Origin of the sequence: Xenorhabdus budapestensis (assembly GCF_017743015.1) — a bacterium.
GTDB lineage: Bacteria > Pseudomonadota > Gammaproteobacteria > Enterobacterales > Enterobacteriaceae > Xenorhabdus > Xenorhabdus budapestensis.
The window spans coordinates 3,275,282-3,300,421 of sequence record NZ_CP072455.1 but is presented as its reverse complement, the minus strand read 5'-3'; the positions used below and the strand labels follow the sequence as shown (position 1 = coordinate 3,300,421).

The window sequence follows — 25,140 nt, the reverse complement described above, 5'->3', positions numbered from 1 at the left end:
AAAACACCTTCCCGGCATCGGGCGGGTGTTTTTTTATTTGACCTCCAGTCAAGGAAATACCGATGAACCCGATTTTTTTACCGGCATCAGATGAAGCCGGTACGACATTCCATGAAGACATTTTTACCGTGCAGGTCACTGGCCTGATGCAACACCCGCAAGCGAGGCAATCACTGCGGGAAGAAACCCTGACCGTGTGCGAAGCAGCCTCGGTAACCGAAGCGGTGCAGCGCCTGAAAGTTATCCATTTACTGGGTGACTGGCCGGTGCCGGAAACGTTATCTCATCAAACGCAGGGCGTTTTTTTCCCGCTGACCGTGATGATTTATGACGCCGGGGACAGAAAAGTGCTCGGTGGCCGGTTTTATGACGAGATTGTCTGGGCGCAGCCGGTGACACGGGCATCAGAACGCCTGTTACTGGAAAAGCAACAGCAGCAGTTGTGTCAGTCAGCCGTGCTTGAGCAGGGGTGGCAGAATACAGAGGCTGCCCGGGCATTATGGCATAAGGCGCATTTATTGTCGCTGCATGCGGTTTCGCCCTGTTACCAACAGTGCCGTGAAGTGCAGGATATTCTCCGGCACGGCACGACAGTCAGCGTTTAACACATGAGGTATGAACACATGAGGTATGACTATGGCACCTTTACGTTTAACCGTCTGGCAGGTGATTGCCGGTACGCTGCTGAAGCGTCATTTTGGCCTGAACCTGGAGGACACGGCGCTGTGTGAAACAGACACGGTCGCTGAACTGATACAAAACGGCATCCGACCCTCTGAGGCCATTAACGAATTAGTCGATAAGTACGATTTAACCCGGCTGAATGCTCCGGTCATCACGCACAGTACGCCTTACCTGGAGGTGCATGACGAACTGATGGTCACTTTCGACAGTCAGCTGGCTGATATTTTAAAACCGGATAGTCACTAAATCCTTTTTTACTTACCCAACGGGGGAACTGACTCCCCGCCGGGACAGTTCCTCCTTTATTTAACATTATCAATCAAGAGGAACTTAACCATGGCAGAGTGGATCACGAATCAACTGGACATCACCGGCAAATCCGTTTGTATCGATGTGATGCAGCAATGGGTCTGTGGCGAAGAAGCGCCCCGTTACCGTCAGGCAGTCTTGCAGAGTCTGCGGCTGTTTCTGGCCGGGTGCGCCGGGATATTGAAACCCACCAAACCCCTGACTTACGCGCCTTATCCGGCGCTGATACGAGGTACTGCGGCACCGACTGCGCAACATCTGGCCTTTGAGCAGTGGCTGATGTTGTTACAGGATAATGCGCTGCTAACCGGCGACACCATTAAACGTATCGACCATCTGTACCGTCAGTCGGGCTTAAGTCTGCTGCGCTGGGAAAATATTCCGGAACCGGCGCGTGAGATTATCGCATCACTCCTGATCCGCCAGTATACCGACTGGTTCGGTATGGTGAGCTGGTCTGATAGTCCCGATACCGGCGCCTGCTGGGACAGGCTGAATGTGTCTCCGACATCCGCCCAGCCCTGCGATATGCTGATGATCATGCCGACCCGGTTAGCGACCGAGATTAACGGCAGCAGCGGATTGCTGAAAGGCATTGCCTCCACCGTACAGTTCTACGACGAGCACTACGGGCTGGAATGGCCGTTCGGTCACCATGTCCGCTGGGAACGGCGTAATGTCAGCAGCTTAACCGTGCGTTTTGATTCACCGTGGGCACCGCCCTCTGCGGAACTGATGGGGGAACTGTCAGCGATGTTTGATTGCGAGATCCGCCATTGGTACAGCGAACCGTCAGGAAGCCTCAAAGGCTACGATTGTTATGATCAGGGTGAGCATGTAGACAGCGGTAACGGCTTACCCGGACGCGAAAACCGGCCTGCACTCTATCTGGTTAACGGTGAACAACCCGAAATCAGTCAGGCACTGCCGGCGATTGCTGTCGGACAGTAGCGATTTGTTCAGTACCTTATTCTTTATTTTCACTTCAACCGAAGGGGGAAGCACGTTCCCCTTCCGGGGCGTGTTTTCCCTATTTTTATGCGACAAGGAAAACACGCCATGGCGTCTCGTACCGATTACCAACAGGAATTTATCTCGCTGTTTAATCAAACCGCCCGCTATCAGCCTCGTTATCAGGTCTTCCGGGATTTTTGTCACTGCGCAATGGCGGCCATTCACAATAAATATTGTTTCAGTGAGGAGCTGGAGCAGTTTTATCTGAAAACCATCAGGAAATATGCGCGGGAAGATGTTGACCGGATTGTAAAACTCTTTTCCACTACCGTGCTGGCACTGGCAGAAGCGCCCGGCGATTTTCTCGGCACGGTGTTTATGCGGCTGGAGCTGGGGAATAAACACCTTCAGCAGTTCTTTACGCCCTGGAGTGTCGTCAGAATGATGGCGGAGATACAGTTGCAGGATGTTTCCGCACGCTTGCAGGAGAAACCCTTTGTGACCCTGTACGAGCCGGCTTGTGGGGCGGGCTGTATGACACTGGCCGCTGCCGACGTCTTGAGAGAGCAGGGACATGATCCGTTATGCAGCCTGTGGGTGTCAGCGATTGATATTGATCCGCTGGCCGCGGTGATGGCTTACGTCCAGCTTTCTCTGGCCGGCATTCCGGCAGCGGTCACTGTCGGCAATGCGCTGGATGATGGCGGCAGCAAACGGACACGTTACACGCCGGCCCATTATCTGGGTAACTGGTCGAACCGTTTACGGGCGCATCAGCAGCCACAGGCCGCCTGAATTTTTTCAGCCTCTGTTCTGTTACTCTAATGCGCCTTTCGGGGCGCTTTCTTATTTTCGAGTAGTTTTAATATATTGATTTATAGTGAAAATTAAGGTGATCCGATAAGCGAGTCGGTGGGTGAATCGAGTCAGTTTAATTTTCATTTCCGCAAAAAGAGTTTTTCCTTGTTTCAGACCGGGATTCACCGACACTGAGCCCAATTTGAACCGAAAGAGGAAAAGCCATGTTTCAGCGTTTTAAATCGCATTTTGCCCGCCAGTCTGCCACACCGCAAAAATCATCCGAACAACAACCGGAGGCCATTCGTGACAGCCGGGGCTATTTCCGGCCGCAATCGGCTGACGAGTTACTGGCAACCTCCCAGCGCCGTCAGTATCTTCAGCAATTATGGCAAAACACTGCCTTGCCCGAAGGGCTGTATCAGCGTTTTTATCTCGCACCGGTGAAGCAATTGCTGAGCCGTGTCCAACAGGTGCCGGCAACACCGGAAGGTAACTGGTCGGGCAGCGGGAATTTTGCTGACCTGACGCTAAAGTTTACCACCTGTGCCGTGCGGCTGGCGAAGGGACATCTGTTACCCCCCCGGGGCAGCCCCGGAAACTCAGGCTGCCCAGAGCCTGCTATGGCAGGCGGTTGTGTTCTGGACGGCATTATTTTACCACCTGCCCCTGTTGCAGCACCTGGAAGGGGAGCTGGATGATAGGCATGACTGGCAGCCGGGATTGTGGACGCCAGACCGTCGCTTTCGTTTCCGGTTCCGGTCGTCCCGGCCAGATTTGTCTGTGCCACTGAACGCCATGATGGCAGCCCGTTTACTGCCGGAAGCCGCGGTGACCTGGTTGTTTCTGGTACCGGACGCATGGACCTGTCTGACATTGCATCTTGGTGGCCATTCATCCTCTGTACCGTTGATTGATGAATTACTTCAGGAAGCCGCCGGACAGGTGGAGTCGCCTTTATTGAAACCGGGGAATTCTGCAGAATTGTCTGATGTCGCTGGGGTATCACCTGAACCTGGCCAGGCTTCTCCGGATTTCCCATTAGAAATGGCACCGGCATCTGAGCCATCCGGCGAGAGTGATACCCAGACGTTATTGTCTTTATTTCAATCCGGTCATGGGTCCTCTCATCAGGAGAAGGCAAAAAATCATCATCACGGCTCGAAATTCGCCAAACAGTCTGTATCGGATAAAGAAAATGTTGCCAGAAAAGATAACCACAATACATTATTGTAATGTAAATAGTTTAACTGATTATTTATATCTTGTATTTCCATAAAACAGTTTATGAACAATTGAGTGTCATGATTTATTTAATATATTAAGGAAAAAATAACATGTTGCCTGCCGCAGAAAAAATCAGTTGGGATGAGTTATTGGAAGAGTACTTTTTTTCACATATGTTGCGACCGGCCACCGAGTGGAGTTATCGCAAAGTTACCCGGGTCTTTATCCAGTTTATGGGAGAAACGGTGTTGCCGGAACAGGTCACTCACCGGGATGTGCTACGGTGGCGGCGTCATCTTTTGATGGAGAAAAAACAGTCGAGCCATACCTGGAACAATAAGGTGGCCCACCTGCGGGCCATTTTTAACTTCGTAATGGACAGGAAACTGCTGCCATTTACCGAGAACCCGTTTAGCAATGCGGCGGTGAAAAAAGAGAAGAAAAAGAAGAAAATTCTGAGTAAAGTCCAGATAACCCGTCTCTACCTGCTGATGGGGCAGTATGGGGAAGAAGAGCGAACACAGGTTGCTCCCCGGGGAGGGCGTTGTGCTTTATACCCGACCGGGTATTGGCTGACGGTGCTGGATACGTTCCGGCTGACGGGCATGCGTCAGAACCAGTTACTGCACCTGCGATTACGGGATATCAACCTGGATGGCAATTATATTGTATTGCGCGTCGAGGGCAGTAAAAATCACAGTGAGTGGCGGATACCGATGATCCGGCAGCTTAAACCCCGGCTGGCGCAACTCCTTGAACAGGCGAGAGCCTGTGGGGCGAAAGATGATGATCCGCTGTTTGATTTAACCCGTCTGAGTTTTCGTCATCACGGGCGGATGGCCAGTTACCAGTATGATCACGATAAAGAAAGGCAGCATATTCGTTCTTTTTTCAATCGGTTGTCGAAAGAGTGTGGTTTTGCGGTCTCGCCTCACCGTTTTCGTCATACACTGGCAACAGAGCTGATGAAAGCACCGGATCGTAATTTGCAGCTGGTCAGGTGTTTGCTGGGTCATCGTAGTCTGGCAACCACCCTGGAATATATTGATATCGATATGGAAATCGCGGGTAAAACGCTGGAGAATGAACTGGCGATATATCTGGATATTTCGGTGTAAGGATATCAGGGAAAAAAAGACAGGGCAGGCCTCAGACAGGATTAGGAAGTGGAGGTCTTAGTGTACGGCCCTGCATCAATATCGATGGTATGAAAAATGGCTAATACCGATCCGGCATCCCGTAAAGTTTTTCCCTTACTTGACATCAGAATCAATTACTGAAATCATTATTTTAAATGAAAAAAGAGTGCTTGCAAATGCAGGCACCCTGTATTCATTATTTACGGCTTTCTTAAACATTGAGTGTGCAAATTAGGCGATCAATTGTTTAACATTGAATTAACAGCCCTAAATTTTAACTTATTTGTTAATTATCTGATAAGATTCAACAAATTAGCTTTAAAATCTTGGTGCCCGGAGGCGGAATCGAACCACCGACACGGGGATTTTCAATCCCCTGCTCTACCGACTGAGCTATCCGGGCTAACGGGGACGCATTAAACCGTATTAAGCCCAATTCGTCAATGACTTTCTGCATAAATTTATTTAAGTGCTTCCAATTTGCTCAATTAGTTATAAATATAAACAAAGGGCGGAAAGACAAATTCCTTTCCACCCTTTGTTTGTGGTGATTAATTATCGACGATAGCTTTTCTGTGCATTATTTACTTTCATCAAATAACGGCGTGATTCAGCCGATGGATGTTTATTTGTCAGTGTCTCATAAACATCGCCCGAAGCCATTGAGTTGATTATTTGAGCAGCTTTCTTCTTATCACTGGAAAATACCCTTAATACACTGCCCGCACCACCGTTATATGCTGTGATAACCGCATAGCGACGAGAGGTTGCATTTTGGATTTCACCTAAATAGATACTCTGTAATATCGCCAGATAGGCGGTGCCCGCATCAATGTTATTTGCAGGATCAAAAAGATAATTGCGGCTTGGTTGACCAGATTTACCCTGCATCTTGAATACATCCTTTCCGGCAGTATGTTGAACGACCTGCATTAATCCCAGTGCATCGGCATGGCTGACGGCGTAAGGGTTAAAACTGGATTCTGTTTGCATAATGGCAAGGATTAGCGATTCATCAACACCATATTTAATAGATGCTTTGCGAACCATTGACAGATATTTATGAGCTCGTTTGTCCAGATGGTTAGGAACTAACTGCATGGTGACAGACCAAATTACATGTAGCCCTGATTGACGTTTCTGTAATTTATTCTGGAGCAGGTAATTGGCAAAATGGTTTGCTCTCCATTCCCAACGAATTGGTTCACCCGTGTTATCCAAAACTTGTCCATATAGAAATGGTTCTTTGCTAATCTCGATATCATTAGAATCAGAATAAAGATCGATAGAACCTGGATCATCCCCCATCAACAATGTTGTTACAATCGCCCTGCGTAAATATTCAGTAGGATCAATAGGAGATATTGTTTCAATAGTGATCGTCCCCGCTTCAAAATTAATATGGCTGCGGGTTTTATATTGATCTGTATATTTTACGTAATCTTTAGGGCCAGCGATTAAAACTTCTTGTAATCCCCAGATATTTTCAATGTCATGAGCGAATTGCCCCATTAAGATATCAAAGCCATTAGTATCTTTTATATACTCTTCTTTGTATTCAATATCTTGTTTACTAGAACAGGAAATTAGAAGTGGGGTGAGCAGAAGTAGTGCCAGCAGTCTTTTCATTTTATGATGCCGTTGGGTATATAGGGTAAATTCTCATTTATTGGGTGATTTTTAGATCCTAGTTTCACCCAATAAATAATAGATGTTAAAGATTATCTTTCTGGCGGAGTGTAACCGTCAATTTGAATATCTTTCCCTTCAAACAGAAATTTCACCATTTCTTGTTCAAGTAATTTGCGATCTTCTGGGTTCATAGTGTTTAATTTCTTTTCATTAATCAGCATGGTTTGTTTGCTCATCCATTGTTGCCATGCCTCTTTAGAAATTTCATTGAAAATACGTTTTCCCAGTTCCCCTGGATATAACTGAAAATCTTGGCTTTCTGCTTCTCGTTGCAAAAAAGTACAAAAAATAGTTCTGCTCATGCTAAATCCTCTTAATCCTCAAAATAATGGAATGGAGCAAAAAATAGTGGGGCAAAGTTTAGCCCAACTGCTGCAAAAGGTACTCAACGGGTGCAGCTAATCCAATCGTTGCTGGCTGGCGTAAGTTATACCAAAGTCCTTTACTTTCATCCATGCAGGAATCAAAAGATAAAATATCAATTTTAATGGGGACGATATCCAGATGAAAATGGCTGAATGTGTGGCGAAATGCTGTTAACTGTTCAGGCTTGTTATGAGAAATACCCGATGCTTTCAGCCACAGTTCCAGTGAAGTTGCATCAGTAAATTGCGGGAATGCAAATAGTCCGCCCCAGATGCCGGATAGTGGGCGTTGTTCTAACCAAACTGTATCGCCATGCTGCATCAATAAAAAGTAAGCTGTTTTTTCAGGAATACTCTGTTTCGGTTTTTTCCCCGGATAGTTTGCCCAGCTGTGGTTGGCATAAGCGATGCAGCCTGCATTGAGAGGGCAAATTTCACATTTGGGTTTACTACGGGTGCATACCATCGCTCCCAAATCCATCATCGCCTGATTAAAATATTCAACATTCAGGTTGGGAGTAACGCGGGTACTGATATCCCATAATTGGTTTTCCACCTCTTTTTTTCCCGGCCAACCATCAACGGCATAGCAGCGAGCCAGAACGCGCTTAACATTGCCATCAAGGATAGGAAAGTGTTTTCCTTGAGAAAGCGAAAGGATGGCACCTGCGGTAGAGCGGCCGACACCGGGCAGAGCAACGACGTCATCAAAAGTAGTCGGGAGTTTTCCATGATGCCGTTCAACAATTTGTTGAGCCGCTTTGTGCAAATTACGGGCTCGTGCGTAGTACCCCAAGCCAGTCCATAAATGCAGAACTTCATCCAATGGTGCTGCTGCCAGTGATGCCACATCAGGGAAACGTGAAATAAACTTCTGGAAATAGGGTATAACTGTCGCGACCTGTGTTTGTTGCAGCATCACTTCTGAGAGCCAGACGTGATAGGATGTTTTTTCTAACTGCCACGGTAATGTCTTGCGACCATAACGGTGATACCATTCAAGTACTGCTTGTGAAAATTGCTCTGCTTCCATCATTAGAATAATTGTCTTTATATCTGATAATAGTTTCGTGAACAGGATTGCAACATAGTGTAACCTCAGTGTAAACCCGAACTTTGTTTCGAAGCGCCACACAATTTAACATTAAAGTTGTGCTTACAGGCATCGAACTTGATAAACTCAGCCATCTTTGCATAATTGCGCTCTCTTTGGGCAATCCTGCGGTACATAACGCCTCAGACGCCTGAGCAAATACCTTTAAAACTGATAGAAAGTACCAATAGACAGTACCATGATAAATAACGTAATTTCACCGGAATATGATGAAGATGGCAGGGCTTTGCGCCGTGTCCGCAGTTTTGTGCGTCGGCAGGGACGGTTAACGAGTCGTCAGCAGCAAGCACTTGATAATGTGTGGCCGAAGATGGGAGTAGATTATCAGCCAGAATTGCATGATATGGCAGAACTGTTTGGTCGTGCTGCCCCTATTGTGTTGGAAATTGGTTTTGGTATGGGGGCTTCTCTGGTCATGATGGCAAATCAGAACCCAGAGAAAAATTTTTTCGGGATCGAGGTTCATGCTCCGGGAGTCGGTGCGTGTCTGGCTTCCGCACAAGATGAAAATCTTAGCAATCTGCGTGTGATGTGTCACGATGCTATTGAAGTGCTGGAAAATATGATCCCGGAACAAAGTCTGGAAATGGTTCAGTTGTTCTTCCCTGATCCATGGCATAAAGCCCGTCATAACAAACGTCGAATTGTGCAGCCTGGTTTTGCTCAACTGATCAGAAGAAAACTGAAAATTGGCGGTGTATTCCATATGACGACGGACTGGCAGCCATATGCTGAACATATGTTAGAAGTTATGAGCGAAGCTGAAGGGTATCGCAACATATCGGAAAGTGGTGATTTTGTACCACGCCCTGATTCACGCCCTGTTACTAAATTCGAGGTGCGTGGTCATCGTTTAGGGCATGGTGTATGGGATCTAATGTTCGAGAGGGTAAAATAATGGCTAAAAATCGTAGTCGTCGTCTGCGTAAAAAACTGCGTATTGATGAGTTTCAGGAATTGGGTTTTTCAGTAAAGTGGAACTTCCCAGCCAATACCTCAGTTGAGGTTGTAGATAGCACAGTTGCTGCTTTGATTGAAGAGCTAATCGAGCCAAATGGCCTTGCTCTGGATGCCAGCGGTTATTTGCAGTGGGAAGGAATGATCTGCTTGCAGAAAATCGGTAAATGTACGGAAGAACATCGTCAGCTGGTTGCTAACTGGTTGAAAGATTGTGGTATGGAAGGGGTTGTTACATCAGAACTATTTGATGTGTGGTGGGATTGATTTGCTGTTGCATTAAAAATCGTGTTTTACACAATTAACAACGCTGTATGCAGGGGCTCCTTGTGAGCCCTTTTTTGTCTGGAGAAAAAGTGGTGAAGGTAAGGTTCTCTAATTCGTTATTGGCAGATATCTTAGATGAAGTACGCCCTTTGATTGGCCAAGGAAAAGTAGCAGATTACATTCCCGCTCTGGCAGAAGTTCCGGTAAATAATTTTGGGATGGCTATTTGTACGGTTGATGGGCAGGTTTTTAAAGCAGGAGATGCAGAAAAACGTTTCTCCATCCAATCCATTTCCAAGGTGTTAAGTCTGACATTGGCAATGACACGTTATAAGGAAGAAGACATCTGGCAACGGGTAGGTACAGAGCCTTCGGGACAACCATTTAACTCATTAGTGCAGTTGGAATTGGAAAAAGGTATTCCCCGTAATCCTTTTATTAATGCAGGAGCATTAGTTATCTGTGACATGCTGCAATCACGTTTGAGTGCGCCTAAGCGTAGAATGCTGGAGTTTGTACGCAGCCTCACAGGGCAAAAAGTTATTGGCTATGATGATATTGTTGCCCGCTCAGAGATGGAACACTCCAGCCGTAATGCCGCAATTGCTTACTTGATGAAGTCATTCAGTAATTTTGAAAATGATGTGCTCACTGTTCTGAAAACTTATTTTCAGTACTGCGCCCTGAAAATGAATTGTGTTGAGTTATCTCAGTGTTTTATTTACTTGGCTAACCAAGGGCGAATGATAGATTCCGGTCAGCAAATTTTAAGTCTCCGACAAACTAGACAGATTAATGCCCTTATGTTGACGTGCGGTATGTATGATGGTTCAGGTGAATTTGCTTTCAGGATCGGTATGCCCGGAAAATCGGGTGTTGGCGGAGGAATTGTCTGTGTGGTTCCGGGGGAATTCACTGTCACGGTGTGGGCTCCTGAACTGGATCGTTCGGGCAACTCTTTGGCAGGTTGCGCAGCGCTGGAAAAATTAGCCGGACGTATCGGGCGTTCTATTTTTTAATTTGAAACCTTAGCAGATAATTGCGGAAGCCCCATGATGATGAGTAAGGGATCGCAAAGCCGAGGATACCAGGAGAATATATGTTACGAAAAATTGTGATGGCTGCATCGCTGTTATTTGTTGCTCAGGTACAAGCGGGTTCAGAATGCCGGACAACACTTAAAGATGACATTATTGTTACACCAGAATCTGTCCAGATGATTGGTGAAAATGGCAACCTGAAAATTCTGCCTGATGGCTCTGTGTTTCGCAATGATAAGGCATTGTCGCTGAATGCTGATCAATGTAGCAAAGCGAAACAGTATCAGCAGCTTGTCCGTCAGGATTTACCCTGGGTGAAGAAGGCGGCTTTAAGTCATTTGGCAGGCGCGCGTCAGGCACTGGATCAAGTTGTTGCTGAAACAATGGGAAAGGATAGCAATATTCGTGTCCGCTTGAGCCAATTGGAATCTGGCCTGAATAAGCAAATTGATAAGGTACTGGAAACCCGCCCCAATGGTATTACCTTTAATTATCAGGCAGTCAAACAGGTAGAAACGGAAGGGCAGAACCTTATCCAACAGAGTTTAGGCGGTATTTTGCAGGACAGTATTAATGAAATGAGCCGTAAGACGAGTAATCAGAATGGTGACGGCAAACAGATGTTAATGTCTCTCCTTGGTGGATTGGGAGGTGCACAAAATGACTTTGACGCAGAATGGAAAAAACAGGAAAAAGAGCTGAAACGCTTTAGAGGAGAGGTGTGTAATAAAGCTGATAAGCTGGAACAGTTACGTACCAACCTTTTGAATTACATTAACTAAATCACAATACGCTCTATATCAAATAAGAATCAATATGAAATTGATTCTTATTTGATTGACATCCTATGTTTGGCCCCTAGAATGCAAATCACTTCTTTATTCACATGATTAATTCAGGTGCCACAATGAAAAAGATCCTGCCAATTGTTTTAGCCTCATTGTTCTCTGTCACTAGTCATTCCGCATTTAGCCAGCAATCCGAAACATTTACGCCAAATTCAGTAATAGTTCAGTCTGGTGAGTATGTCACAATAAAACATCTTTCCGGTGAAACTAAGGTCAAAAAAAGCCCTGAAAGAGTGGTCTTATTTGATTTTGGTACTTACGATTCCATGGCAAAGTTAGGGTTAGCTGAACGTGTTATTGCATTGCCTGAGGAAAGCTTGCCTGAGTATGTGCGCAGTAGCATATCTGAAAATATGTATGATGCCGGAGGAATGAAATCACCGGATTTGGAAAGAATGGCTGAAATCAAACCGGATTTGATTGTTATAACTGGGCGTCAGAGATCTTTTTATGATCGTTTATCAAAAATTGCACCAACTGTAGATTTAAGTACGGACAGTAAAAACTACCTGCCATCCGTGGAAAGTAACATTAAATTATTAGGTGAATTATTTAATAAACAGGATGCCGTGAAAACTCATTTGGCTGATTTGGAGAAAACCATTGCGGTAGCGCAGAAAAAAGCAAAATCGTCAAATAGTAAGGCACTGGTTTTATTGCACAATGCTGGTGAATTATATCCGAATAATCAAGCAATTGTTTACAATGTGATAAAAACACAACGTGCAGAATTGCCGCCTAAATCAGATAACGATAAGAGCCGAGTTGTTACACCAGAAATGATTGCGCAGGCAAATCCTGATGTGATTTTTATTATCGATCGCAGTAAAGCGATTGGGGCAGGGGAACTGACAAAATCTCAGTTTGAAACTGAACAGGTGAAATCAACGAATGCTTATAAAAATAGCAAAATAGTCTATCTGCAATCTGATTTATGGTATCTGTCTGGTGGTGGGTTAGATAGTTTGACACGTCAGGTTAATGCTGTTGCTGATGCGTTGTAATTATACACACTAATCTATTTTCTCTTACATGATCAAATAAGGCTGCTCCTTTGGTTTCAGGTGCAGCCTTATTTTTACCAGAATGGTTTTCTGCAAGAACAGTTTTCTACAGGAACAATTCCAACAGTGAATTTAGGAATAATTTGCCGTGTTTAGTAATTTGCCAGTGTGTATCGCTTTCAGTGATATAGCTTTTCGCCAGCGCCTTATCAATTTGTGGACGGATAGCGTTTTCTGGTAATCCAGTAAAATGGCTGAAATCTTGCCGTGGCATTGCTTCCAGCAGACGAAAACGGTTCATGAAAAATTCAAATGGACGATCTTCATTATCCACCTGATTTTGTTGATCCAAATAACGCCCCTGCATATAGCCGCGCGGATGTTTGGTTTTCACTGTACGCAAGATATGCCCATCAGCAAACGAGATCTTTCCATGCGCACCACAGCCAATTCCCAAGTAATCGCCAAAACGCCAGTAATTGAGATTATGCTGACATTGATAGCCGGGTTTGGCATATGCTGATGTTTCATACTGCTGATAGCCTGCCGATGTTAATAATTGGTGACCTTGAGAGAAGATATCCCATAGTGCATCATCATCTGGCAGAATTGGTGGGCGGGAACCGAAACTGGTATTGGGTTCAATCGTCAACTGATACCAGGACAGATGGGGGGGAGAAAGTTCAATGGCCTGGCACAAATCGTTCAGCGCTTCATCCAATGTCTGGTTAGGCAAACCGTGCATCAAGTCCAGATTGAAACTACGTAATCCAAGCCCATCCGCTAATCGTGCCGCCCGTTTAGCTTCTTCCGGGCCGTGGATACGCCCTAAACGGATCAGTTTATCAGAGCCAAAGCTCTGTACCCCTATTGAAATCCGGTTAATACCCGCTTGTTGATAGGCACTGAAACGATCAGCTTCAACGGTTCCCGGATTAGCTTCCATTGTAATTTCTGCTTGTGGGGAAAGTGGCAGTGAATCTCTGACTCCATCAAGAAATCGTTGCATCCCTACAGCGCTTAGTAAGCTGGGTGTACCACCGCCGATAAATATCGTCGATATCTCACGACCATCAACCATCGGCAGGTCATTACGTAAATCAGCCAGTAGATGTTCGACATATTCCTGATGTGGTACATCCCCCTTTAACGCATGTGAATTGAAATCACAATAAGGGCACTTCTGTACACACCAGGGAATATGAATATAGAGACTAAGTGGTGGTAATTTAAGCATTACGCATAGCTTCCAACAGCATTTTTAAGGCTTGCCCACGATGTGAAACAGCATTTTTTTGCTCACGACTCAGCTCTGCTGCTGTACAGCCAAATTCTGGTACATAAAAAATGGGATCATAACCAAAACCACCACTTCCAGCAGGCTCCTGGGTGATAACACCAGACCAGCGACCGTGGAAAACCAGGGGTGTTGGATCTTCTGCATGACGTAAATAGACCAGAACACAATTAAATTGTGCTTGGCGTTGTTCATCAGGAACATCGCGCATAGCTTCTAGCAATTTTTCCAGATTATCTTGATCGGAAGCATCTGTTCCCGCATAACGGGCCGAGTAGATGCCCGGAGCACCATCTAACGCATTGACTGATAGCCCTGAATCGTCAGCAATAGCGGGTAAACCTGTGACAGCCGCGGCATGGCGAGCTTTGATGATAGCATTTTCAATAAAGGTCAGACCTGTTTCATCCGCCGAGTCCACGTCCAATTCAGTTTGGGCTACGATAGCTAAACCAAAGTCAGCCAGCAAATCGGCCAGTTCACGTACTTTGCCAGCATTTCCCGTTGCGAGAACAACTTTCTGCATTGTTATTATCCAATTAACTTATTATTTATTAACCAATTAAGGTCGGAACTAACCACGCCAAAACATCATATCGGAGAGCATTTAGCGCATATAGGATCAATATAACAATCATGGCTGAGAAATCGATCCCTCCCATTGCAGGGATAATTCGACGGATCGGCGCCATCAGTGGTTCTGTCAGTTGGAACAGAACATAATCAACAGGATTACGTCCCTGGCTGATCCAACTCAATAATGCACGGACGATGACAAGCCAAAATACCAATTTTCCGGCAGCGGTAAGCAGTTCGATTAGCCCGATCAGGAATATCATGGCAGAAGGCAGTAAGAATTGTCCTGCTGCTAACCAGAAAGGTAGTAACATTTTGATAAGGACAAGCAAGTAAGCTAAAACAACTGATGCTGTATCAATGGGACCAATAGCGGGGATGACTCTACGCAATGGGCGTACCACAAATTGGGTGATTTTGACGATAAATTGTGAGAATGGATTATAAAAATCGCAACGCGCCCATTGCATCCAGACCCGAAGCAGTAAAACTGCGATATATAAGTCCAGAACCGTAAAAAGGAGAAAGTTTAAGAATTGCATGTAACAGCCCTGATTAAATTATATTTGATTGATTTAAAATAATTTTTCCATTTTTTGTGCCCGGCGGATTGCTCCCTGCATGGCTTGGGATACAATTTCCGGCAGATCGCCTTCGTAAAAAATACGTAATGCTTCGGCGGTTGTTCCCCCTTTAGATGTTACCTGTTCGCGCAGGAGAGAAAAAGGAAGTTCTGCCTGTGATTCAGCAAGTTTAGCTGAACCAATGGCCGTTTGCAGGACAAGTTCTCTGGCTGTCTGGCTGTCGAAGCCCAGACGTTCAGCTTCCTGTTGCATCGATTCCATAAACAGGAAGAAATAAGCCGGGGCACTTCCTGCAACCGCAATAATACTGTTGATACGATCCTCATCCTCCACCCAGCAGACTTTACCGACACTATTCATCAATGATTCAGCAAATTGGCGATCAGACTCGCTGACCTGTTCAGGAGCGAACATTCCGCTGATCCCTTGTCCAATCAGAGCAGGGGTATTTGGCATAATACGGATAATATTGAGATTATCTTGCAGAAATGAGTAAAAGCGGGAAACAGGAATACCGGCAGCAATGGAAAGAACGAGTTTTTGGTCGAGATTTACCTGTGAACGCAAGGGGCCACAAACTTCTTTCATCATTTGAGGCTTAACTGCTAACACAATAACATCTGCCTCTTGGGCATAGCGAATATTATCACTTTGGCTGTTAATGCCATACTTTTCAACCAAAACATCACGGCGAGTCGTACTTGGTGAGCAGACAGTGATAAGTTCGGCAGGATAACCTTTTTTGACCAATCTGGCGATGATGGCATGAGCCATATTTCCAGCGCCGATAAAGGTGATTTTTTTATTTTCCATGAAGAAATTGCCTCGAATATTATCTGGTTAATTTTGTTCAGTTAATTTGGCAGAGCTATATTGGCGGGCACCGAAAATTGCTGTTCCAATGCGTACTAAAGTTGAGCCACAAGCTATAGCTGCTGCCATATCATCAGTCATTCCCATAGAAAGTGTATCTATTTGTGGATATTGTGCCTTTAATTTAATAAACGCTTGTTCCATTTCGCGAAAAACGTCTGTTTGTCGTTCAGAATCACTTTCTGGTGCAGGGATAGCCATCAAACCACGCAATACCAGATTAGGCAGGGAGTTGATAATTGCTGCCAGTTCCTCCAGTTCCTCCAGTTCTTCCAAAAGAATACCTGACTTACTGCTTTCCCCACTGATATTAATTTGGATCAGGACATTCAGTGGGGCCATGCTTTTAGGTCGTTGTTCGCTCAAGCGCTGGGCGATTTTCAAACGGTCAATGGTATGACACCAGTCAAAATGTTCGGCTACCAGACGGCTTTTATTAGACTGCAAAGGGCCGATAAAGTGCCACACTAAATCGTCGTGGTTAGCAAGCTGTTGAATTTTTTCAATACCTTCCTGAACGTAATTCTCACCAAATTCCCGTTGGCCTGTAGCTATAGCTTTTGCGATAGCTTCCACAGGTTTGGTTTTACTGACTGCAAGTAACGTAATTTCTTCTGGAGAGCGTCCGCATTTTTGAGCCGCAAGGATGATGTGGTTCCTGACATCGTGAAGATTTTGTTCGATATTGTGCATAAGAAACTCAGGAGATTAAAAAATGAATATGGAAAAATTAGTGGCCCTTAGTGTAAAGCATAATGCTTCCGATCTGCATCTTTGTGTCGGGCAAGTACCAATTTTGCGCATCAATGATATGTTGTATCCACAAACACAACTATCAGAAATTGATGGTAACTTCATCATGGCATGGAGCAAAGCAGTATTGTCCGAAGAACAGCAGCAACAGTTACAGATAGTCGGGCATGTCGATTTTGTCTTAGAAATGTCGGATAAACGGCGGCTAAGGGGAAATCTATTCTATCAACAAGATCATATTTCATTGGTGCTACGGTTAATTCCTGATAAGTGCCCGACGTTGGAACAACTATATGCTCCAGAGGTTATCCAACGCCTTATTTTACAGGAAGAAAACAATCTGACAGAAAATGGCTTGATATTAGTGACAGGAGCAACCGGAAGCGGTAAATCGACGACATTGTCAGCGATGATTAATGCTCTTAACAATCACGTCAGAAAACACATTGTCACGTTGGAAGATCCGATAGAATTTGTACACCGCAGCCGAAACTGTTTAATACAGCAAAGGCAAATCGGGAAAGATGTGCCGGATTATCAAACTGCATTAAAAGGGGCGTTACGGCAAGATCCTGATGTGATCTTGCTAGGGGAATTGCGCGATAAGGAAACGATCCGATTAGCATTGACAGCCGCTGAAACCGGACACTTGGTTCTGTCAACACTACATACTCGTGGGGCAATTCAGGCCATAGATCGTCTGGTGGATGTTTTTTCTGCTGACGAAAAGGGATGGATATGCAGTCAACTGGCGGGTAGTTTAAAGTCGGTCATTGCCCAACAATTGCTTCCTGCTAAAAACGAAAGCAGGGTGGCTATTTATGAAGTTCTAGTCGTCAACCAGGCAGTCAGCCATTTGATCAGGGAAGGAAAAAATCACCAGATAGCAACATTAATGCAGACAGGATCTGCCTGCGGTATGCAAACTTACGAGCAAAGCCGCCAACAGCGCAAATCGTCGGGGTTGCTAGTGGAATAATGGCATGATGGAAAATTCATCATGACCAGAATTCACAGTGATCGCTGTTTTTGGCTATGAATACTGTCGCTCAAACCAGCTTTCCAGAATGACGACAGCAGAAGCGGAATCAACTTTGCCTTTATCAAGAGCGCGATATCCACCATGATCAAACAGGTGAGATCGTGCTTCTACCGTGGTTAGGCGTTCATCGTGTAGCTCAACCTGGATGCCAAAACGACCGTGTAAACGGTTAGCAAATTTGCGTGCCTGTGCTGTAACCAGTTGCTCTGTACCATCCATATTGAGTGGCAGGCCAACAATGACCAAATCGGGTTGCCACTCTTTGAGGAGCTTTTCAATCATATCCCAATTGGGAGAACCTTCTTTTGCTTTGAAAGAATCTAATGCTCTGGCTGTGCTGGTTATTTCCTGCCCGATAGCTGCACCAATACTACGAGTACCAAAATCGAATGCAATCACTGTGCGATTTTTCATCAGGCATGTCCTGCTTGTAATGCGAGATTGTGGATCTTAATTCCCAATAAGGATGCGGCTTCACGCCAGCGGTCGGTAACAGGGGTATTGAAAATAATGGAGGCCTCTGCACTGACGGTAAGCCAGCTATTTTCCATAATTTCTTTTTCCAGTTGGCCTTTTTCCCAACTTGAGTATCCAAGAGTCATTAAAACATTTTTCGGTTGGCGTGGTGTACCTAGTGCTTCCAACATATCTTTGGAAGTGGTAACCATCGTTTCATTAGAGATTTGGATGCTGGAACTGAAGCCGGGTTGTGGTGTGTGTAAAATAAAACCATGCTCTTCAGACAGTGGGCCGCCAGCCATTACAGGCTTATTCAGATTGATATTATCGTCTCTGTCTCCGGGGGCGATACCCAACTTCTTCAAGATCCCTTGAATAGAAATCTGAGCTATCGGTTTATTAATAATTAACCCCATTGCCCCGTTTTGATCATGTTCGCAGATATAAACTACAGAACGATTGAAATAAGGATCTGTGAGCGAAGGCATGGCGATGAGAAAATGATGCTGTAGATTCATGTGCTTTCTGATAGTTATTTTTACAATGTACGAATGGGTTGGCCCACACAGTATGTGGGCTCACATGATAAATGGCAAATGCTGTCAGGCAATGGAAGCTGTCTAACCTATTATACTGTCTGTTTTTCCAATCGTTTTTCAATCGAATCCATTAACATGCCTGTAATGGAGATTTCAGGAAAAGCGGCTTCTATTTCACGTACACAAGTTGGGCTGGTAACGTTGATTTCAGTTAAACGGTCACCAATGATATCAAGCCCAACGAAAATTAAACCTTTCGCTTTTAAGACAGAAGCGACTGCGCGTGCGATAGTCCAGTCACTTTCTGACAGTGGACGAGCTTCTCCACGCCCGCCTGCTGCAAGGTTACCACGGGTTTCACCCTGGGCTGGGATACGAGCCAAGCAGTAAGGCACTGGCTCGCCATCAACAACCAGTACACGTTTATCTCCATCCTTAATGGCTGGCAGAAAATTTTGTGCCATACAGAAGCGGCTACCATGTTCGGTCAGGGTTTCAATAATCACACCGATATTCGGATCATCTTGCTTCAGGCGGAAAATGGAAGCGCCGCCCATACCATCTAGTGGTTTAAAGATAACATCACCATGTTTTTGGTGAAATTCACGCAGAGTTTTTGCGTTGCGTGTTACCAGAGTATCTGGTGTCAATTCGGGGAACCATGCGGTAAACAGTTTTTCATTACAGTCACGCAGGCTCTGTGGTTTGTTGACGATCAGGCTGCCTTTGGCTTCAGCTCTTTCCAGAATATAAGTAGCGTAAATATATTCAGTATCAAAAGGAGGGTCTTTGCGCATCAGGATAACATGCAGTGTATCAAGGGCAATATCCTGTTCGCTGCCAAACTGATACCACTGTTGAGGGTTCTCCTCCACTGTAAGTAAACGGGTTCGTGCACGACCTTCTCCCTGATGCAGATAGAGGTCATTCATCTCCATGTAATGGATTTCCCATCCGCGTTTCTGTGCTTCCAGCAGCATGGCAAAACTAGTGTCTTTCTTAATTTTGATGGATGAGATTGGATCCATCACTATACCGAGCTTGATCATTCTTTCTCCTTAACCCAGATCACCAAAACGCACTTGTAATGCTGTAATTGCAGTGAGTGCCGTCGTCTCTGTCCGCAGGACGCGAGGGCCTAACAGGATATCAGTAAATTGGTGATTTGCCGTCATTTCTATTTCTTCGTCGGATAATCCCCCTTCTGGGCCAATCAACAGACGAACTTTTTTCACTGGTAATGGCAGTGTATTGATACTTTGGCTGGCACGGGGATGTAAATTTAATTTTAGGCTGCTATCGTTTTCTGCACACCATGCTTCGAGTGACATAACCGGACGGATCTCAGGGATCTGATTGCGTCCGCATTGCTCACAGGCAGAAATTACGATTTTTCTCCATTGCTGTAATTTTTTTTCCAGCCTTTCTGCATCCAGTTTCACACCACAGCGTTCAGAAAGTAATGGCGTAATAGTATTAACGCCTAATTCAACGGATTTTTGAATTGTGAATTCCATTTTTTCACCACGGGACATGACTTGCCCCAGATGCAGATCCAATGGTGATTCGCAGTTAGACAATTTGCCTGCAAGGATGCGCACTTTGACTGCTTTTTTACTGGCTTCAGTAATTTCTGTATCAAAAATCTGATTGCTACCATCAAAGAGTTGCAATTGTTGTCCACTATTCATTCTGAGCACACGGCCAACATGATTGGTAGCATCATCACTCAGGTTGATTACGGTTCCTACAATGAGTGACTCAGGATGATAGATGCGGGGAATTCGCATATTTTTTCTTTCCTTCTTTTTTCCGGATAGTTCCTTTCCAGATAGTTCAGATATAGCCTAACGCTATATCATAAAGTTGATTTATCGCCATGATAAATGAGCGCTGATTGCATGATCAAGCTATCTCTCAGACTAAAAGAAACCCGATGTATAGTTGCGAGTTGGCTCGCATATTTATTTCATTATGACTGTTTTAATGGATTTCCTATTGCCAATGAGCTGAACGGGAATTTAGTATTCACCGTGTTCTGATTAATATCAGAGAATAAATAAGGGATATCGGTATGCCCTGTGGATTTCAAGATGTAGTCAAAAAGCTGCAACTTGAAAGACGTCGGGAATAACAGGGATGTTATTTTATGGAAACTATATTGAACATTTTCATGGATGAGAAAAATGAATGGTCCAATAATTTAGTCAGTATGAATGAAATAATAATTTTATTTTTCTGCATCGTTTTGTTTTTATTAGCAGTTATCGATATAAAAACTTATCAGCTACCAGATATGCTCACTCAACCTTTATTATGGCTTGGATTGGTACTTAATAGTAATAATGAAGTAGTTCCAATAAAGAGTGCGATATATGGCGCCATATCAGGGTATTTATTTTTATGGATATTATATTGGCTTTGTCGGTATACATTGAAGAAAGAGGGGATAGGTTACGGCGATTTAAAGTTGACTGCCGCAATTGGTGCATGGATTGGTGTAGATATGATACCCGTGTTGATGTTGCTGGCTTCATTATCTGGTCTATTAGGGTTTGTTATGATTTGGCTGAAAAGAAAAAGCTACCCTGAATTTATCGCTTTTGGGCCTTATCTCTGTTTTTCTGCCATACTTTTGATGGTTTTTAATTTTCATGGAGCTAACGTGATTTAGCTTTAGTAATTTTAGATAATTATCACAGCAAATCTAAACATGATGCTTCCCCTTTTAAACATCAGGGAGTACATCAAAAAAAGAAAAGATACAACATGTTTATGCTTGTCACTGTAGTGGTATGTGGGGAAGGTTATGGTTGCCGAATGCAAAGAATATTTCTGCCGGACAGCCTATTGAACTTGATTGATGGCAATGACAGGCTGTGGGGAAATAAAAAGTGGCGGAGAGAGCAAGATTTGAACCTAGTGTACACATTACGCACATGGTAGATGTTAAAAGCATCTAATGTACTCAACTGCTTTTTGCATACAATGGATGTTAAAAGCATCCAGTAGGCTTGGGCAGCTATCCTGCATACGCTAGACGTTGGAAGCATCTAGTGGGTGTAGGCAGCTCATCTTGCATGCGCTAGACGTTAGAAGCATCTAGTTGGCTTTAAGCAGGTCACTTTGCATAATCTAGATGTTAAAAGCATCTAATTATCTTAGGTTGTTTGCTTATCTCTCCGCCGACACCAAATTTAAAAAAAAGTGAGATTTTTATTCAAGCGGATTTATTTAATTATGGCCTATTGATCACAACTTAAATTAATTAATTATTTTAGAACTTAAAAGGGAGATAAATGTCATATTAATTAAGGCTATTTTATGTTCATCTAATAGGTTTTTTTGTTGTTTTTCCTATTATCTTGTTAAGTTTTGTATAGTGATAAATATAAAGCATTAAAGGAAGTTTTTAAATAAATGTTATCACTAATTTGTTCTGATACTTTATTTTTTGTTAGAGTGGTTGGGCAGAATGGTTGAGAGCGTTTATTTTATTCGTTAGTCTTTTAAGTTTTATAATTGTAGTGTGAGATATTTTGAGTTTTATGTTGGATGAAAGTACTTATTTTAGGGCTTTCTGTTCTAATAAAATATGGGTGCTACTTTTCGTAACACCCATATTTTTAATTTATTGAGGCCATTTCATTTCGCCTTTCAATACTTTGGCACTTAACTCAAGACTGGATTCATCAGCAAGGTTTGGGTAATGTTTTTTCATGGCTGAAATTAATGCTTCTGAATCTTTTGCTTTTGGTAATTCTTTTTCCAGTGTTGTCAGATAATTTTGGGTAAAATTTACTGATTCCAATGTCATTGATGAATTCCCCAAATAATGACCGGGAACCACAGTTTCAGGTTTTAAGCTTTTGATTCGCTCTAATGTCTGCATCCAGTGCTGGCGCGATAATTTAGTCTGAGTATCAGCAATCCATACATGGATGTTGTCAGAAACAGTTACACCACCAACAACTGCTTTTAATTTCGGGATCCATACGAAAGTGCGGTCTGCGGCAGGGCCATTTAAACCTTCAACAATCAGTTTTTCACCATCTACAGTAAAGGTTTTTCCTTTCAATGGTTTAGGAACAATAATTTTTTCGGGTGCTTGATCTTGTAAGATGCCACCCCAATAGGCCAGTTTACCATCTTTGGTTTCTTTGATAGCTTTAATCGTTTCAGGTGAGGCGATCACTTTGGCATCAGGGAAAGCTTCAGTGATCACATCAAGGCCGAAATAAAAATCAGGATCAGACTGGCTGATGTAGATCGTTGTTAGTTTTTTACCGGTCTGTTGGATCATTTTGACCAGTTCTTGAGCGTCGCTTTTTTTGAATTGTGCATCGATCAGTACAACTTCATGTTTGCCACTGATGATTTCAGAAGAGACTGGGAAGATGCCGGCTTCGCCCGGATTGTAGACATCTAACTTAAGATCGGCAGCTTGAGCGAATGTCCCCATTCCCAGAGAGAGTGTTGCAGCCAGAACGGTATTTCGTATTGTTTTATGAGCCATAATCGAATTCCTATATACAAAAATGCTTATTTGCTTGAATCACTCGTATCATAAATTGCATATTTCGATTTAAAAATCCCATAACTGGCAACTATTTGTTGCATATATCGAGCTAATCAACATGGAGATACAGAGACAAGATGGACAGGATCACCGCAGCACAGGTTTTTGTCACAATTGTTGAACAAGGCAGTTTGAGTGCAGCAGCAGAACGACTTGATATGTCACGGGCAATGGTGTCACGTTATCTATCTGAAATGGAAAGCTGGGCAGAAGTTCGTCTTCTGCATCGCACAACGCGCAAAATAAGTCTGACTTCAGCGGGAGAGCAGGCTTATCAGCGTAGCCTTAAATTAATGAAGTTAGCGGAAGCGATGCCGGCTCAGCAATCGGCAGAGGCTCATACCCTGAAAGGATTATTAAGGGTAGGTTGTTCTCAATCGTTGGGAATCAGCGCTCTGTCTGTGGCGATTCCTGAATTTATGCGGAAGTATCCTCATGTCGCTGTTAATCTGCAAATCAATAATAAAGTCATTAAACTAGTCGAAGAACGTATTGATTTAGCAATCCGCATTACCAATAATCTGGAGCCAAATTTGATTGCTCGCCCGCTATCGACTTGTCATTCTGTTGTTTGTGCCGCTCCTTCTTATTTAGATGGGAAAATAATCCCGCAAAAACCCGCCGATCTGGCAGAACATAATTGTTTGACATATAACTTTTTTGGTAAAAGCTTATGGCTGTTCGAAAAACAGCATCAGCAGTATTCAGTTCCTGTCAGTGGTACGTTAAGTGCCAATGAATCAACGGTACTTATGGAAGCCACATTGCAAGGAGCTGGTATCACTATGCAACCTTATTATTCCGTTTCATCTTACTTAAAATCCGGCCAGTTGATTGATCTATTACCTGATTACCAACCTCAGGCAATGGGAATTTACGGTATTTATGTTAGTCGTCAAAATATGCCCGCTACTTTGCGGGCATTGTTGGATTTTCTGGTTGAGTGGTTTGCATCTTCTCCCGACTGGCAACAATTAATGTTGAAAAGCTAATGCTAATTTTTGTGGAAATAGCTCAGCCTGCTGTTTTAGATGAGCAATGAATATTTCGACGGGTTCTGAAGATGGGCGGTGAATAGGTTTAATTAAGCTGACTGTGAACGGAATTTCGATACTGAATGGTCGTATGCAGAACCCGGCATTTTTATCCAGATAATCCAGTGCCGTCAGCGGGTTAATAATCGATACACCAATACCTTCACTGATCATGGCACATACTGATGCCGCACTGTGGGTTTCCATAATCATCTTGCGTGAAACCTGATGCTTATTAAATATCGCATCAATCAGTTGCCTGTAGCTATCTGTAATAGAAAGGCTGATAAACGGCTGTCCATGAAAATCTTCTGGTTCTAGTCGCGATTTTTGCGTGAGTGGATGGTTGGCAGGCAAAACACAAACTTCGTTCAATGTCATCAAAGTTTCACGTTCAGTTCCTGCGGGTGTCTGCATATGTTCAGTCAAACCGAGATCGTGGCGTTGTGCTGAAAGCCATTCTTCCAGTAGTGGAGATTCTTGTGGAATGATTGTTAGTTGCGCATCAGGGTAGGATTGGATAAAGCTATGACAGGCTTTAGGCAATAAGGATTGGGAGAATACTGGCAAACAGGTAATGGATAGTTGGGCATATTCAAACTGGCGGATACAATCTGCCGTATTGAGTATTCTTTCCAGCCCGTAATAGGAGCGCTGTACCTCTTCAAATAGTCTTATTCCTTGTGTCGTTGGGAATAAACGCCCTTTTATCCGATCAAACAACTTAAATTTCAGCAATTGTTCAAAGCGTGCTAGTTCACGGCTCACCGTTGGTTGTGAGGTTTTCAATAAAACCGCTGCATCAGTCAGATTCTTGGTGGTCATGACTGCATGAAAAATCTCTATATGTCGCCATGAACAGGCGTGCATAACTTTCCCCCTTTTTATTTGGTTTGCTGTCTCACGTCAGGTAATTATCTATATTGGGAGTCATATAAATTGGATACCATATAATAATGCGTTTAAAAAGAAAGCAAAACGATATCGTAGATGAATAGGTGATAGT

At 44.0% G+C, this 25,140-nt stretch carries 29 protein-coding genes and 1 tRNA gene; 15 read left to right on the top strand and 15 right to left on the bottom strand.

Annotated features, from left to right (window positions below; translation table 11 throughout):
* The first annotated feature begins 62 nt into the window (after positions 1–62).
* The 7 genes from HGO23_RS14385 to HGO23_RS14360 all read left to right on the top strand — a co-directional run bounded on the left by HGO23_RS14385 (position 63) and on the right by HGO23_RS14360 (position 5,090).
* Positions 63–605, top strand: a complete 543-nt coding sequence (locus HGO23_RS14385) for a hypothetical protein (protein ID WP_209027058.1) — start codon at positions 63–65, stop codon at positions 603–605.
* A 31-nt stretch (positions 606–636) separates the two neighbouring features.
* Complete coding sequence (locus HGO23_RS14380; RefSeq protein WP_209027057.1) at positions 637–930, top strand: TA system toxin CbtA family protein; 294 nt, start codon at positions 637–639, stop codon at positions 928–930.
* Positions 931–1,020: 90 nt separating this feature from the next.
* Entirely contained in the window at positions 1,021–1,944 is a 924-nt protein-coding gene (locus HGO23_RS14375) for a DUF1281 domain-containing protein (RefSeq protein ID WP_099108873.1), read from the top strand.
* A 108-nt stretch (positions 1,945–2,052) separates the two neighbouring features.
* Positions 2,053–2,742, top strand: coding sequence for an N-6 DNA methylase (locus HGO23_RS14370; protein WP_209027056.1), 690 nt, complete (start codon positions 2,053–2,055; stop codon positions 2,740–2,742).
* A 227-nt stretch (positions 2,743–2,969) separates the two neighbouring features.
* Positions 2,970–3,446 carry a TraI domain-containing protein gene (locus HGO23_RS19735; protein WP_244967811.1) on the top strand — a complete coding sequence of 159 codons (477 nt, stop codon included), beginning with the start codon at positions 2,970–2,972 and terminating at the stop codon, positions 3,444–3,446.
* Positions 3,382–3,981, top strand: a complete 600-nt coding sequence (locus HGO23_RS19730; RefSeq protein WP_425330499.1) for a hypothetical protein — start codon at positions 3,382–3,384, stop codon at positions 3,979–3,981. Before HGO23_RS19735 ends, HGO23_RS19730 begins: the two co-directional genes overlap by 65 nt.
* 101 nt (positions 3,982–4,082) lie before the next feature.
* A complete protein-coding gene (locus HGO23_RS14360; RefSeq protein WP_209027055.1) occupies positions 4,083–5,090 on the top strand; it encodes a tyrosine-type recombinase/integrase in 1,008 nt (335 codons plus the stop codon).
* A 348-nt stretch (positions 5,091–5,438) separates the two neighbouring features.
* On the opposite strand, the gene HGO23_RS14355 is transcribed toward HGO23_RS14360, so the two are convergent.
* The 4 genes from HGO23_RS14355 to mutY form a co-directional block, all read right to left on the bottom strand.
* Positions 5,439–5,514, bottom strand: a tRNA-Phe gene (locus HGO23_RS14355).
* Between the two features lie 152 nt (positions 5,515–5,666).
* Positions 5,667–6,740 carry a membrane-bound lytic murein transglycosylase MltC gene (mltC, locus tag HGO23_RS14350; RefSeq protein ID WP_099134432.1) on the bottom strand — a complete coding sequence of 358 codons (1,074 nt, stop codon included), beginning with the start codon at positions 6,738–6,740 and terminating at the stop codon, positions 5,667–5,669.
* Between the two features lie 92 nt (positions 6,741–6,832).
* Positions 6,833–7,105 (bottom strand): oxidative damage protection protein, encoded by a 273-nt coding sequence (locus HGO23_RS14345; RefSeq protein ID WP_099134431.1) that lies wholly within the window; start codon positions 7,103–7,105, stop codon positions 6,833–6,835.
* Between the two features lie 58 nt (positions 7,106–7,163).
* The gene (gene mutY, locus HGO23_RS14340; protein WP_099134430.1) at positions 7,164–8,204 is read right to left on the bottom strand and encodes an A/G-specific adenine glycosylase; all 1,041 of its coding nucleotides are present in this window, start codon (positions 8,202–8,204) and stop codon (positions 7,164–7,166) included.
* 256 nt (positions 8,205–8,460) lie between these two features.
* Between mutY and trmB the strand changes: the two genes are divergently transcribed.
* The 5 genes from trmB to HGO23_RS14315 all read left to right on the top strand — a co-directional run bounded on the left by trmB (position 8,461) and on the right by HGO23_RS14315 (position 12,398).
* Positions 8,461–9,180: a tRNA (guanosine(46)-N7)-methyltransferase TrmB gene (trmB, locus tag HGO23_RS14335; RefSeq protein WP_099134429.1), complete on the top strand. Its 720-nt coding sequence runs from the start codon at positions 8,461–8,463 to the stop codon at positions 9,178–9,180.
* Positions 9,180–9,506 carry a YggL family protein gene (locus HGO23_RS14330; RefSeq protein ID WP_099134428.1) on the top strand — a complete coding sequence of 109 codons (327 nt, stop codon included), beginning with the start codon at positions 9,180–9,182 and terminating at the stop codon, positions 9,504–9,506. Before trmB ends, HGO23_RS14330 begins: the two co-directional genes overlap by 1 nt.
* A gap of 47 nt (positions 9,507–9,553) precedes the next feature.
* Positions 9,554–10,525, top strand: a complete 972-nt coding sequence (gene glsB, locus HGO23_RS14325) for a glutaminase B (RefSeq protein WP_099134427.1) — start codon at positions 9,554–9,556, stop codon at positions 10,523–10,525.
* An 80-nt stretch (positions 10,526–10,605) separates the two neighbouring features.
* On the top strand, positions 10,606–11,328 hold the full coding sequence (locus HGO23_RS14320) for a DUF2884 family protein (RefSeq protein WP_209027054.1): 723 nt from the start codon (positions 10,606–10,608) through the stop codon (positions 11,326–11,328).
* A 125-nt stretch (positions 11,329–11,453) separates the two neighbouring features.
* The gene (locus HGO23_RS14315) at positions 11,454–12,398 is read left to right on the top strand and encodes a siderophore ABC transporter substrate-binding protein (protein WP_209027053.1); all 945 of its coding nucleotides are present in this window, start codon (positions 11,454–11,456) and stop codon (positions 12,396–12,398) included.
* Positions 12,399–12,504: 106 nt separating this feature from the next.
* Here the strand turns inward: HGO23_RS14315 and hemW are convergent, their stop codons facing one another.
* Genes hemW through HGO23_RS14290 form a run of 5 tightly spaced genes read right to left on the bottom strand, consistent with a single transcriptional unit; the run spans position 12,505 to position 16,421 of the window.
* On the bottom strand, positions 12,505–13,635 hold the full coding sequence (gene hemW, locus HGO23_RS14310; protein WP_209027052.1) for a radical SAM family heme chaperone HemW: 1,131 nt from the start codon (positions 13,633–13,635) through the stop codon (positions 12,505–12,507).
* Positions 13,628–14,221: an XTP/dITP diphosphatase gene (locus HGO23_RS14305; RefSeq protein ID WP_099134423.1), complete on the bottom strand. Its 594-nt coding sequence runs from the start codon at positions 14,219–14,221 to the stop codon at positions 13,628–13,630. Before HGO23_RS14305 ends, hemW begins: the two co-directional genes overlap by 8 nt.
* Positions 14,222–14,249: 28 nt before the next feature.
* Positions 14,250–14,813, bottom strand: coding sequence for a YggT family protein (locus HGO23_RS14300; protein WP_099134422.1), 564 nt, complete (start codon positions 14,811–14,813; stop codon positions 14,250–14,252).
* A gap of 33 nt (positions 14,814–14,846) precedes the next feature.
* Positions 14,847–15,668, bottom strand: a complete 822-nt coding sequence (gene proC, locus HGO23_RS14295) for a pyrroline-5-carboxylate reductase (protein WP_099134421.1) — start codon at positions 15,666–15,668, stop codon at positions 14,847–14,849.
* Between the two features lie 27 nt (positions 15,669–15,695).
* Entirely contained in the window at positions 15,696–16,421 is a 726-nt protein-coding gene (locus HGO23_RS14290) for a YggS family pyridoxal phosphate-dependent enzyme (RefSeq protein WP_209027051.1), read from the bottom strand.
* Positions 16,422–16,443: 22 nt separating this feature from the next.
* Here HGO23_RS14290 and HGO23_RS14285 point away from each other — a divergent pair, with 22 nt between their 5' ends.
* Positions 16,444–17,460: a type IV pilus twitching motility protein PilT gene (locus tag HGO23_RS14285; RefSeq protein ID WP_209027050.1), complete on the top strand. Its 1,017-nt coding sequence runs from the start codon at positions 16,444–16,446 to the stop codon at positions 17,458–17,460.
* A gap of 54 nt (positions 17,461–17,514) precedes the next feature.
* On the opposite strand, the gene ruvX is transcribed toward HGO23_RS14285, so the two are convergent.
* The 4 genes from ruvX to rsmE form a co-directional block, all read right to left on the bottom strand.
* Positions 17,515–17,937 carry a Holliday junction resolvase RuvX gene (ruvX, locus tag HGO23_RS14280; protein ID WP_099134418.1) on the bottom strand — a complete coding sequence of 141 codons (423 nt, stop codon included), beginning with the start codon at positions 17,935–17,937 and terminating at the stop codon, positions 17,515–17,517.
* Complete coding sequence (locus tag HGO23_RS14275; RefSeq protein WP_209027049.1) at positions 17,937–18,500, bottom strand: YqgE/AlgH family protein; 564 nt, start codon at positions 18,498–18,500, stop codon at positions 17,937–17,939. The genes ruvX and HGO23_RS14275 overlap by 1 nt, the downstream gene beginning before the upstream one ends.
* A 110-nt stretch (positions 18,501–18,610) precedes the next feature.
* Positions 18,611–19,570 (bottom strand): glutathione synthase, encoded by a 960-nt coding sequence (gshB, locus tag HGO23_RS14270; protein ID WP_209027048.1) that lies wholly within the window; start codon positions 19,568–19,570, stop codon positions 18,611–18,613.
* A 9-nt stretch (positions 19,571–19,579) separates the two neighbouring features.
* Positions 19,580–20,311, bottom strand: coding sequence for a 16S rRNA (uracil(1498)-N(3))-methyltransferase (gene rsmE / locus HGO23_RS14265; RefSeq protein ID WP_209027047.1), 732 nt, complete (start codon positions 20,309–20,311; stop codon positions 19,580–19,582).
* A gap of 359 nt (positions 20,312–20,670) precedes the next feature.
* On the opposite strand from rsmE, the gene HGO23_RS14260 reads away from it, so the two are divergent.
* Positions 20,671–21,195 carry a prepilin peptidase gene (locus tag HGO23_RS14260; RefSeq protein ID WP_244589832.1) on the top strand — a complete coding sequence of 175 codons (525 nt, stop codon included), beginning with the start codon at positions 20,671–20,673 and terminating at the stop codon, positions 21,193–21,195.
* 957 nt (positions 21,196–22,152) lie between these two features.
* Here the strand turns inward: HGO23_RS14260 and HGO23_RS14255 are convergent.
* Positions 22,153–22,983: an MBL fold metallo-hydrolase gene (locus tag HGO23_RS14255; protein WP_425330518.1), complete on the bottom strand. Its 831-nt coding sequence runs from the start codon at positions 22,981–22,983 to the stop codon at positions 22,153–22,155.
* 194 nt (positions 22,984–23,177) lie between these two features.
* On the opposite strand from HGO23_RS14255, the gene HGO23_RS14250 reads away from it, so the two are divergent.
* Entirely contained in the window at positions 23,178–24,092 is a 915-nt protein-coding gene (locus tag HGO23_RS14250) for a LysR family transcriptional regulator (RefSeq protein ID WP_209027045.1), read from the top strand.
* Here HGO23_RS14250 and HGO23_RS14245 read toward each other — a convergent pair.
* Positions 24,075–25,004 carry a LysR family transcriptional regulator gene (locus tag HGO23_RS14245; protein WP_209027044.1) on the bottom strand — a complete coding sequence of 310 codons (930 nt, stop codon included), beginning with the start codon at positions 25,002–25,004 and terminating at the stop codon, positions 24,075–24,077. The genes HGO23_RS14250 and HGO23_RS14245 overlap by 18 nt on opposite strands.
* Positions 25,005–25,140 lie beyond the last annotated feature (136 nt).

Bases quoted from the DNA above. Each gene is read 5' to 3' on its own strand.
- glsB (WP_099134427.1), top strand. From the start codon at position 9,554: ATGCAGGGGCTCCTTGTGAGCCCTTTTTTGTCTGGAGAAAAAGTGGTG.
- HGO23_RS14370 (WP_209027056.1), top strand. From the start codon at position 2,053: ATGGCGTCTCGTACCGATTACCAACAGGAATTTATCTCGCTGTTTAAT.
- gshB (WP_209027048.1), bottom strand. From the start codon at position 19,570: ATGATCAAGCTCGGTATAGTGATGGATCCAATCTCATCCATCAAAATT.
- HGO23_RS14290 (WP_209027051.1), bottom strand. From the start codon at position 16,421: ATGCACAATATCGAACAAAATCTTCACGATGTCAGGAACCACATCATC.
- HGO23_RS14345 (WP_099134431.1), bottom strand. From the start codon at position 7,105: ATGAGCAGAACTATTTTTTGTACTTTTTTGCAACGAGAAGCAGAAAGC.
- HGO23_RS14285 (WP_209027050.1), top strand. From the start codon at position 16,444: ATGAATATGGAAAAATTAGTGGCCCTTAGTGTAAAGCATAATGCTTCC.
- rsmE (WP_209027047.1), bottom strand. From the start codon at position 20,311: ATGCGAATTCCCCGCATCTATCATCCTGAGTCACTCATTGTAGGAACC.
- HGO23_RS14300 (WP_099134422.1), bottom strand. From the start codon at position 14,813: ATGCAATTCTTAAACTTTCTCCTTTTTACGGTTCTGGACTTATATATC.
- HGO23_RS19735 (WP_244967811.1), top strand. From the start codon at position 2,970: ATGTTTCAGCGTTTTAAATCGCATTTTGCCCGCCAGTCTGCCACACCG.
- mutY (WP_099134430.1), bottom strand. From the start codon at position 8,204: ATGATGGAAGCAGAGCAATTTTCACAAGCAGTACTTGAATGGTATCAC.
- trmB (WP_099134429.1), top strand. From the start codon at position 8,461: ATGATAAATAACGTAATTTCACCGGAATATGATGAAGATGGCAGGGCT.
- HGO23_RS14360 (WP_209027055.1), top strand. From the start codon at position 4,083: ATGTTGCCTGCCGCAGAAAAAATCAGTTGGGATGAGTTATTGGAAGAG.
- HGO23_RS14330 (WP_099134428.1), top strand. From the start codon at position 9,180: ATGGCTAAAAATCGTAGTCGTCGTCTGCGTAAAAAACTGCGTATTGAT.
- HGO23_RS14250 (WP_209027045.1), top strand. From the start codon at position 23,178: ATGGACAGGATCACCGCAGCACAGGTTTTTGTCACAATTGTTGAACAA.
- HGO23_RS14255 (WP_425330518.1), bottom strand. From the start codon at position 22,983: ATGGGGACATTCGCTCAAGCTGCCGATCTTAAGTTAGATGTCTACAAT.
- hemW (WP_209027052.1), bottom strand. From the start codon at position 13,635: ATGCTTAAATTACCACCACTTAGTCTCTATATTCATATTCCCTGGTGT.
- HGO23_RS14305 (WP_099134423.1), bottom strand. From the start codon at position 14,221: ATGCAGAAAGTTGTTCTCGCAACGGGAAATGCTGGCAAAGTACGTGAA.
- HGO23_RS14380 (WP_209027057.1), top strand. From the start codon at position 637: ATGGCACCTTTACGTTTAACCGTCTGGCAGGTGATTGCCGGTACGCTG.
- HGO23_RS14320 (WP_209027054.1), top strand. From the start codon at position 10,606: ATGTTACGAAAAATTGTGATGGCTGCATCGCTGTTATTTGTTGCTCAG.
- mltC (WP_099134432.1), bottom strand. From the start codon at position 6,740: ATGAAAAGACTGCTGGCACTACTTCTGCTCACCCCACTTCTAATTTCC.
- HGO23_RS14375 (WP_099108873.1), top strand. From the start codon at position 1,021: ATGGCAGAGTGGATCACGAATCAACTGGACATCACCGGCAAATCCGTT.
- HGO23_RS14245 (WP_209027044.1), bottom strand. From the start codon at position 25,004: ATGCACGCCTGTTCATGGCGACATATAGAGATTTTTCATGCAGTCATG.
- proC (WP_099134421.1), bottom strand. From the start codon at position 15,668: ATGGAAAATAAAAAAATCACCTTTATCGGCGCTGGAAATATGGCTCAT.
- HGO23_RS14315 (WP_209027053.1), top strand. From the start codon at position 11,454: ATGAAAAAGATCCTGCCAATTGTTTTAGCCTCATTGTTCTCTGTCACT.
- ruvX (WP_099134418.1), bottom strand. From the start codon at position 17,937: ATGAAAAATCGCACAGTGATTGCATTCGATTTTGGTACTCGTAGTATT.
- HGO23_RS14385 (WP_209027058.1), top strand. From the start codon at position 63: ATGAACCCGATTTTTTTACCGGCATCAGATGAAGCCGGTACGACATTC.
- HGO23_RS14260 (WP_244589832.1), top strand. From the start codon at position 20,671: ATGGAAACTATATTGAACATTTTCATGGATGAGAAAAATGAATGGTCC.
- HGO23_RS14275 (WP_209027049.1), bottom strand. From the start codon at position 18,500: ATGAATCTACAGCATCATTTTCTCATCGCCATGCCTTCGCTCACAGAT.